The organism is Thalassomonas sp. M1454 (genome assembly GCF_007097525.1).
Lineage (GTDB): Bacteria > Pseudomonadota > Gammaproteobacteria > Enterobacterales > Alteromonadaceae > Thalassotalea_A.
The window spans coordinates 86089-95318 of sequence record NZ_VKDD01000008.1 but is presented as its reverse complement, the minus strand read 5'-3'; the positions used below and the strand labels follow the sequence as shown (position 1 = coordinate 95318).

General features: G+C 42.8%; 4 protein-coding genes, 2 tRNA genes and 2 rRNA genes. 3 read left to right on the top strand and 5 right to left on the bottom strand.

Features of this window, described 5'->3' with window-relative positions:
* The 5 genes from FNN08_RS15070 to FNN08_RS15050 form a co-directional block, all read right to left on the bottom strand.
* Positions 1-2241, bottom strand: a 23S ribosomal RNA gene (locus FNN08_RS15070); the annotation flags it as partial.
* A 517-nt stretch (positions 2242-2758) separates the two neighbouring features.
* A tRNA-Ile gene (locus tag FNN08_RS15065) sits at positions 2759-2835 on the bottom strand.
* Positions 2836-2865: 30 nt separating this feature from the next.
* Positions 2866-2941, bottom strand: a tRNA-Ala gene (locus tag FNN08_RS15060).
* A 77-nt stretch (positions 2942-3018) separates the two neighbouring features.
* Positions 3019-4563: ribosomal RNA gene (locus FNN08_RS15055) — 16S ribosomal RNA — on the bottom strand.
* A gap of 1176 nt (positions 4564-5739) precedes the next feature.
* Positions 5740-6474 carry a CPBP family intramembrane glutamic endopeptidase gene (locus FNN08_RS15050; protein ID WP_143587258.1) on the bottom strand — a complete coding sequence of 245 codons (735 nt, stop codon included), beginning with the start codon at positions 6472-6474 and terminating at the stop codon, positions 5740-5742.
* A gap of 266 nt (positions 6475-6740) precedes the next feature.
* Here FNN08_RS15050 and FNN08_RS15045 point away from each other — a divergent pair, with 266 nt between their 5' ends.
* The 3 genes from FNN08_RS15045 to FNN08_RS15035 all read left to right on the top strand — a co-directional run bounded on the left by FNN08_RS15045 (position 6741) and on the right by FNN08_RS15035 (position 9123).
* Positions 6741-7193 carry an NfeD family protein gene (locus FNN08_RS15045; RefSeq protein ID WP_143587256.1) on the top strand — a complete coding sequence of 151 codons (453 nt, stop codon included), beginning with the start codon at positions 6741-6743 and terminating at the stop codon, positions 7191-7193.
* 71 nt (positions 7194-7264) lie between these two features.
* Entirely contained in the window at positions 7265-8179 is a 915-nt protein-coding gene (locus FNN08_RS15040) for an SPFH domain-containing protein (protein WP_143587254.1), read from the top strand.
* Complete coding sequence (locus tag FNN08_RS15035) at positions 8179-9123, top strand: SPFH domain-containing protein (RefSeq protein WP_143587252.1); 945 nt, start codon at positions 8179-8181, stop codon at positions 9121-9123. Before FNN08_RS15040 ends, FNN08_RS15035 begins: the two co-directional genes overlap by 1 nt.
* The last annotated feature ends 107 nt before the right edge of the window (positions 9124-9230 follow it).

Genomic DNA, 9230 nt, shown 5'->3' with positions numbered 1-9230 from the left:
ATTTTGCCTAGTTCCTTCACCCGAGTTCTCTCAAGCGCCTTAGTATTCTCTACCTAACCACCTGTGTCGGTTTGGGGTACGGTTCCTATATATCTGAAGCTTAGAAGCTTTTCCTGGAAGTATGGCATCAACAACTTCAACTCCGTAGAGTCTCGTCTCGTATCTCAGTCTTAGGAATCCGGATTTACCTAAACTCCCAACCTACATACTTTCACATGGACAACCAGCGCCATGCTTGCTTAGCCTTCTCCGTCCCTCCTTCGCAATATATAGAAGTACAGAAATATTAATCTGTTTCCCATCGACTACGCGTTTCCGCCTCGCCTTAGGGGCCGACTTACCCTGCCCNCTCCCGAAGTTACGGTACTATTTTGCCTAGTTCCTTCACCCGAGTTCTCTCAAGCGCCTTAGTATTCTCTACCTAACCACCTGTGTCGGTTTGGGGTACGGTTCCTATATATCTGAAGCTTAGAAGCTTTTCCTGGAAGTATGGCATCAACAACTTCAGCTCCGTAGAGCCTCGTCTCGTATCTCAGTCTTAGGGATCCGGATTTACCTAAATCCCCAACCTACATACTTTCACATGGACAACCAGCGCCATGCTTGCTTAGCCTTCTCCGTCCCTCCTTCGCAATATATAGAAGTACAGAAATATTAATCTGTTTCCCATCGACTACGCGTTTCCGCCTCGCCTTAGGGGCCGACTTACCCTGNTCCGTAGAATCTCGTCTCGTATCTCAGTCTTAGCAACCCGGATTTACCTAAGTCACCAACCTACATACTTTCACATGGACAACCAGCGCCATGCTTGCTTAGCCTTCTCCGTCCCTCCTTCGCAATATATAGAAGTACAGAAATATTAATCTGTTTCCCATCGACTACGCGTTTCCGCCTCGCCTTAGGGGCCGACTTACCCTGCCCTGATTAACATGGGACAGGAAACCTTGGTCTTTCGGCGGGGGAGTTTTTCACTCCCCTTATCGTTACTCATGTCAGCATTCGCACTTCTGATACCTCCAGCAAACCTTACGATTCACCTTCAACGGCTTACAGAACGCTCCCCTACCACTCAGAATAAATTCTGAATCCGCAGCTTCGGTGCATAGTTTAGCCCCGTTACATCTTCCGCGCAGACCGACTCGACTAGTGAGCTATTACGCTTTCTTTAAAGGGTGGCTGCTTCTAAGCCAACCTCCTAGCTGTCTATGCCTTTCCACATCGTTTCCCACTTAACTATGACTTTGGGACCTTAGCTGGCGGTCTGGGTTGTTTCCCTCTTCACAACGGACGTTAGCACCCGTAGTGTGTCTCCCGCATATCACTCATTGGTATTCGGAGTTTGCAAAGGGTTGGTAAGTCGGGATGACCCCCTAGCCTTAACAGTGCTCTACCCCCAATGGTGTTCGTGCGAGGCTCTACCTAAATAGATTTCGGGGAGAACCAGCTATCTCCCGGCTTGATTAGCCTTTCACTCCGACCCACAAGTCATCACCGCATTTTTCAACATACGTGTGTTCGGTCCTCCAGTTGATGTTACTCAACCTTCAACCTGCCCATGGGTAGATCGCCGGGTTTCGGGTCTATGCCCTGCAACTAAACGCGCAGTTAACACTCGCTTTCGCTACGGCTCCCCTATTCGGTTAACCTTGCTACAGAACATAAGTCGCTGACCCATTATACAAAAGGTACGCAGGCACCAGACTAAATCTGGCTTCCACTGCTTGTACGTATGCGGTTTCAGGTTCTATTTCACTCCCCTCACAGGGGTTCTTTTCGCCTTTCCCTCACGGTACTGGTTCACTATCGGTCAGTTAGGAGTATTTAGCCTTGGAGGATGGTCCCCCCATATTCAGTCAAGATTTCTCGTGTCCCGACCTACTCGATTTCACGGTAAGTTTATTTTCGTGTACGGGGCTATCACCCTGTATCGCTGAGCTTTCCAGCTCATTCCACTAATGTACAAACCACTTAAGGGCTAATTCCCGTTCGCTCGCCGCTACTAAGGAAATCTCGGTTGATTTCTTTTCCTCGGGGTACTTAGATGTTTCAGTTCTCCCGGTTCGCCTCCTAACGCTATGTATTCACGTTAGGATACCCAACTTACGTTGGGTGGGTTCCCCCATTCGGACATCTGAGCCTATAACGGTTTTTATCACCTTAACTCAGCTTTTCGCAGATTAACACGTCCTTCATCGCCTCTAACTGCCAAGGCATCCACCACATACGCTTAGTCACTTAACCATACAACCCCAAAAAGTTTCCTTCTCGATTGTTCGGTGACTAAACCGAACTAAGTTGACAGTCTGACATTTTCACGCATTCATAAGAATGTTGGTAACTTAAGTTACCAAACTCACATTGCTGTGAGCCTTGAGTAAGAACAACTAACGAAACGATAATTATCGTTAGTTATAATGTTGAGATGTTGTATAAACATCTCAGTGACAATCACAAGTGATTGTCGTGGTAATTCGTACTCTCTATTTCAAGAGCGGGTTTATGATTGGAGGTCATAAACACGAATTACCGGGTTTAATATCAGCTTTCCAAATTGTTAAAGAGTTAATCAACACGCGCATTCGGTGCAGATTTTGGTAAAAAACCAAACTTAATGCATCGTTCCATTATAGAAGTGATGTTTTAAGTTTGGTCTTTCAGACAATTTCATGAGAGTCATTTCGCTTTATAACAAGGCACTTTATGGCGCCGTGTAGTTCACCTACACAAGTCATAAAGTAACGCAGTTAGAAATCGAAATTGGTAGGTCTGGGCAGACTTGAACTGCCGACCTCACCCTTATCAGGGGTGCGCTCTAACCAGCTGAGCTACAGACCTACTGTATAGATCTCTCTTGGTTTCAGAAAATGGTGGAGCTAAGCAGGATCGAACTGCTGACCTCCTGCGTGCAAGGCAGGCGCTCTCCCAGCTGAGCTATAGCCCCATTTCTGAGTATTGTCTTTACTTTTCGTTATCAAGCAATTTGTGTGAACACTCAACATTAAGTTGTTCTACTTAAGGTAAGGAGGTGATCCAACCCCAGGTTCCCCTAGGGTTACCTTGTTACGACTTCACCCCAGTCATGAATCACAAAGTGGTAACCGTCCTCCCGAAGGTTAGACTAGCTACTTCTTTTGCAACCCACTCCCATGGTGTGACGGGCGGTGTGTACAAGGCCCGGGAACGTATTCACCGTGGCATTCTGATCCACGATTACTAGCGATTCCGACTTCATGGAGTCGAGTTGCAGACTCCAATCCGGACTACGACAAGCTTTCTGGGATTCGCTCCACCTCGCGGTCTCGCTGCCCTCTGTACTTGCCATTGTAGCACGTGTGTAGCCCATCCCGTAAGGGCCATGATGACTTGACGTCGTCCCCACCTTCCTCCGGTTTATCACCGGCAGTCTCCTTAAAGTTCCCGACACTACTCGCTGGCAAATAAGGATAGGGGTTGCGCTCGTTGCGGGACTTAACCCAACATTTCACAACACGAGCTGACGACAGCCATGCAGCACCTGTCTCAGAGCTCCCGAAGGCACTAATCTATCTCTAGAAAATTCTCTGGATGTCAAGGGATGGTAAGGTTCTTCGCGTTGCATCGAATTAAACCACATGCTCCACCGCTTGTGCGGGCCCCCGTCAATTCATTTGAGTTTTAACCTTGCGGCCGTACTCCCCAGGCGGTCAACTTATTGCGTTAGCTGCGCTACCCACAGATCAAGTCTACAGACAGCTAGTTGACATCGTTTACGGCGTGGACTACCAGGGTATCTAATCCTGTTTGCTCCCCACGCTTTCGTGCCTCAGCGTCAGTTTTTGTCCAGGTGGCCGCCTTCGCCACTGATGTTCCTTCCAATCTCTACGCATTTCACCGCTACACTGGAAATTCCACCACCCTCTACAAAACTCTAGCCTGCCAGTTCAAAATGCAGTTCCCAGGTTGAGCCCGGGGCTTTCACATCTTGCTTAACAAACCGCCTACGCACGCTTTACGCCCAGTAATTCCGATTAACGCTCGCACCCTCCGTATTACCGCGGCTGCTGGCACGGAGTTAGCCGGTGCTTCTTCTGTTGCTAACGTCACAGTATGCAGTTATTAACTACACACCTTTCCTCACAACTGAAAGTGCTTTACAACCCGAAGGCCTTCTTCACACACGCGGCATGGCTGCATCAGGCTTTCGCCCATTGTGCAATATTCCCCACTGCTGCCTCCCGTAGGAGTCTGGGCCGTGTCTCAGTCCCAGTGTGGCTGATCATCCTCTCAAACCAGCTAGAGATCGTCGCCTTGGTAAGCCATTACCTTACCAACTAGCTAATCTCACTTGGGCTAATCTATGAGCGAGAGGTCCGAAGAGCCCCCCCTTTGGTCCGTAGACGTTATGCGGTATTAGCAGTCGTTTCCAACTGTTGTCCCCCACTCAAAGGCATATTCCCAAGCATTACTCACCCGTCCGCCGCTCGACGCCAGAAGTGCAAGCACTTCTTCGTTTCCGCTCGACTTGCATGTGTTAAGCCTGCCGCCAGCGTTCAATCTGAGCCATGATCAANAGTGCTTTACAACCCGAAGGCCTTCTTCACACACGCGGCATGGCTGCATCAGGCTTTCGCCCATTGTGCAATATTCCCCACTGCTGCCTCCCGTAGGAGTCTGGGCCGTGTCTCAGTCCCAGTGTGGCTGATCATCCTCTCAAACCAGCTAGAGATCGTCGCCTTGGTAAGCCTTTACCTTACCAACTAGCTAATCTCACTTGGGCTAATCTATGAGCGAGAGGTCCGAAGATCCCCCCCTTTGGTCCGTAGACGTTATGCGGTATTAGCAGTCGTTTCCAACTGTTGTCCCCCACTCAAAGGCATATTCCCAAGCATTACTCACCCGTCCGCCGCTCGACGCCNTCGTTTCCGCTCGACTTGCATGTGTTAAGCCTGCCGCCAGCGTTCAATCTGAGCCATGATCAAACTCTTCAATTAAAAAGTGTTTTTGAATCAACAAGTGATTCGGCTCAATGAATTCTGAATTTGCTTAATCCGAAGATTAAGACTTTACATAAAACCATAATTAATCCGAAGACTAATTAAGTCGTTTTGTGTGTTCATTCATCATTAAGTTAATTTGTCCCGAAGGACTATGTAAAATCAACATCAATGTGAGTGCCCACACAAATTGCATGATAACTAATTGTTAAAAATTTGCGCTGATGCGCACATGTCGAAGTGTTCATGGATGAACGTTTTCTTCGACGCGAGACTTTAATCACATTCGCTAAAGTACCGCTTATTGCTTGTAGCTAACGTTGCCGTTTGCCCGAAGCAGGAGGCGCATTATAAGCACCTCAGTTAGGAAGTCAACAGCTTTTATAAAAGAATTTTAAAAAGTTTTTGTTGGCGTTAAATACTAAGAAATACTTAACATCTAACCTTCTAACTGTTCTCTGGGTTGCCCCGAAGAAGTGGAGCGCATTGTATAGATCTAAACCTTGACGTCAACAATTTTTAATTAAAAAAATGAATTAATTTTATTTTGCTCAATAATTAATCTAAACCTGTAACTTTAATGCATAAAAACGTTAAAAGCATATGCTTTTGTTCATATGGTTGTAATAACGATTTAGATGATAGAAAGGTTAATACTTCACTCTAATTGAAGTTGCCGAAACCAGCCTTAACGGTGAATCTAAATTTAACTCAGATATATAGTTATAATTTTGCGAATAAAATTGCATTACTCAATATGCTTTATCTAATTTAGCCAATATAAAGCTAATAGTGATGCAACATTATTTATCATATGCACTGCAATACAATATTTAATGTTATTGGTTTTTATTCTTATTAGCCCTAATAAGATAGCAAAGGTAAACAATGCAAATAATTCAATGCCTTGGTATTGAGAATGGACAAGGGTGAAAATAATGCTTGTTAATATTAAAGATCCGCTTTTACCTAACACTGACCGTTGCAAGCGAGCATAAATAAAACCGCGAAAAACCAGCTCTTCAAATACAGGTGCAACAATACAAATAGATAAAACTAGTAGCCACAAGTAGTCACTTGTTTGCACGATATTGAGCATAACTTCAGGTGGCTCTATATTAAATATCGAATTAACTGCCCACCAAAAACTTAAAAACAACAAAGTAACTAAAAGCCAAGGGTAAAACGCCTTTGGTTCAAACTTACTGTCTAAAGCAAAAAAATGTAACCTTTGCTCCAATGGCAATTGCTTAGTAGCTAAATATAAAATAGGTAAAGTTGCCATGGCCATAAAAATGCCAAAACCACTGATAATATCGCCATCACTAAACCAAGTTGCGGGGTCAGTTATAGCCGGATTTGTACGAACATAAATGCCATAAGCAATACTCAACAAGAATGTAGGAATATAAAGAGCAGCAATCCATAAAGCACTATCCTTTAAATCGAGGCGTGTATTATTACTTTCTGCAATTGAACTGCTAGTTTTTTTATCAGACAAAACTATCCTTAGATAATGCGACCAATTGTTGTATTAGATGGTTAAAGTTTACTAATAATATTAATGATTACAAGCTCTAAGCAAAAACATCCTGAGCTACAAATGAAAGCTAAATCAAGCAACTTCAAAATCTGACTCGATATTCACCTTGACATAATATGTCGCAATCTACAAAATTCTCTGCTATATTGATTTACAACTAATTAACATCGTAACGGGTATTAATAAGTTGAGGAGAACAAACCTCTAAAGACATGGAGAGAGAAATGGAAATGAGTAATGATGTATTAGCATGGGGTAGCGTTGGTATATTCCTAATGCTAGCTGAGCTAATTTTACCTGGTGGTATTGTTGTTTTTCTTGGTACATCCGCCTTAATTGTCGCAGTTACCTTACAACTTGATGTTATTGATAGTTGGGTACACGCTTTCACGCTCTGGTTTATTTTATCTATTGTCTTGTTATTGGCATTTCGTAACGTTAGCCAAAAACTAGTTGGTGGCGATACAATTATTGAAAATACCGATGAAAATCTAGATGTATTTGGTCAAGAAGTTGAGGTTATTGAAACAATAGGACCGGGTAATAAAAAAGGTCGTATATTATTTCAAGGCAGTAACTGGAGCGCACTCGGCGATGGCAGCGAGATAACCAAAGGCGATAAAGCAAAAATAGTGTGTCGAGATAATATATCTTATGTTGTAGAAAAAGTTAGTTAACCACTCAACTAGCTCAAAAATATTCCTTCTAAAGAAATTATAAAAGGACAAGCAGTCCCAAGGAGAGTCATGTGTTTATTTTTACCTTAGTCTTATTAGGCTTTTTATTTATATTAGTTAAATTGATCCTTATTGTAGAAATGCGCGAAGTTTGTGTTATTGAACGATTAGGTAAGTTTCGCGCTGTAATGCAGCCGGGACTACATTTTTTAATTCCATTTTTTGATCGAGTTGCTTACCGCCATGAAACTCGTGAACAAGTATTAGATATTCCAGCACAAAGCTGTATTTCAAAAGATAATATTCAAATTGATGTTGATGGCTTAGTTTACATAAAAGTAATGGACGGAGCTAAAGCTAGCTATGGTATTGAAGATTATCGTCGCGCCAGCATTAACTTAGCTCAAACAACAATGCGAAGTGAAATAGGTAAATTGAGTTTAAGTGAAACATTCTCTGAACGCGATACCTTAAATGAAACCATTGTTCGTGAAATTGATAAAGCGTCAGATCCTTGGGGCATTAAAGTTTTACGCTACGAAGTGCGCAATATTACCCCGTCACTTAATGTTATTCACACCCTAGAAAAACAAATGGAAGCAGAGCGTAGTAAACGCGCCGAAATTACTTTGGCAAATGCTGCTCGTGACTCGATGATTAATTTATCTGAAGGTGACCGCCAAGAAGCAATTAACTTATCAGAAGGCGATAAACAAAAGCAGATCAACGAAGCAGAAGGTCGAGCTAAAGAAATTGAAATAATTGCCGAAGCAACGGCTCAAGGCATGACCTTAATCGCCGAAGCAGCAAATACTCCTTGTGGCGATGACGCTATTAAAATGCGCTTAATGCAAGAATTTATACAACAAACAGGTGCTGTATTAGATAAAGCCGATGTATCAATTTTACCCGCAGAAATAGCAAAACTAGAAGGTTTCTTTGAAGGTATGGATAAAGTAACAACTGCAGTACAAGGAGCTAAATAATGGACTTTTTACAAAATTACCAACCAACGGATTTAGCTGTATTTTTTATTTGGGGCGCTATATTTCTAATATTTATTATTAAATTATTTCAGTCAATTTGTTTAGTACCAACAAAATCAGCTTACGTTGTTGAACGTTTAGGAAAATATCATAAAACTTTAGATGCTGGTTTTCATGCCCTGCTCCCTTTTATCGACCGTGTGGCTTATGTACAAGACTTAAAAGAAGAAACAATCGATGTTCCGCCACAAGAATGTTTTTCAAGAGATGAAGTTAATGTAGAAGTTGATGGTGTGATTTATATTTCAGTCATTGAACCGATTAAATCGAGCTACGGTATAGTTGACTATCGTTTTGCCGCCATGCAACTTGCACAAACGACGACTCGTTCAGTTATTGGTACTCTCGATTTAGATCGCACTTTTGAAGAGCGTGATGTTATATCAGCAAAAGTAGTTGAAGTACTTGATAAAGCTGGTGAAGCTTGGGGCATTAGAGTTCATCGTTACGAGATCAAAAATATCACCCCTCCACAAACAGTAAGGCTTGCTATGGAAATGCAGGTTAATGCTGAGCGTGAACGCAGAGCCATATTAGCGAAAAGTGAAGGTGATAAACAGTCAGTGATCAATCGCTCGGAAGGTATCAAGCGTGAAACCATTAATATATCAGAGGGTGAAAAGCAACGCCGTATTAACTCTGCCGAAGGTAAAGCTTCTGAAATTATTGCCCTTGCGAGGGCAACAGCAGATTCAATCATTAAAGTTGCTAACGTAATAAATCAAGACGGCGGTAAAAAGGCGTTAGAGATGCAGTTAAGTGAGCAGTATCTTAAGCAAATGCAAGGGTTAAGTAAGGACAATCGAAAAGTTATTTTACCTGCTAACCTCTTAGACTATAACCAATGGATGTCTACTATGGGCTTAAATACCAATAAGAAATAATTTAAATCGTACCCATTAGAAGCGCAATCCATAATTAATTGCGAGGGACTAAAGAAAGTACAAGTTGTTAATCTTAATTACATTTGAGTAACAGTTTGCATGTAAAT

Excerpts from the sequence above, each read along its gene's own strand:
- FNN08_RS15045 (WP_143587256.1), top strand. The coding sequence starts at position 6,741 with ATGGAAATGAGTAATGATGTATTAGCATGGGGTAGCGTTGGTATATTC.
- FNN08_RS15035 (WP_143587252.1), top strand. The coding sequence starts at position 8,179 with ATGGACTTTTTACAAAATTACCAACCAACGGATTTAGCTGTATTTTTT.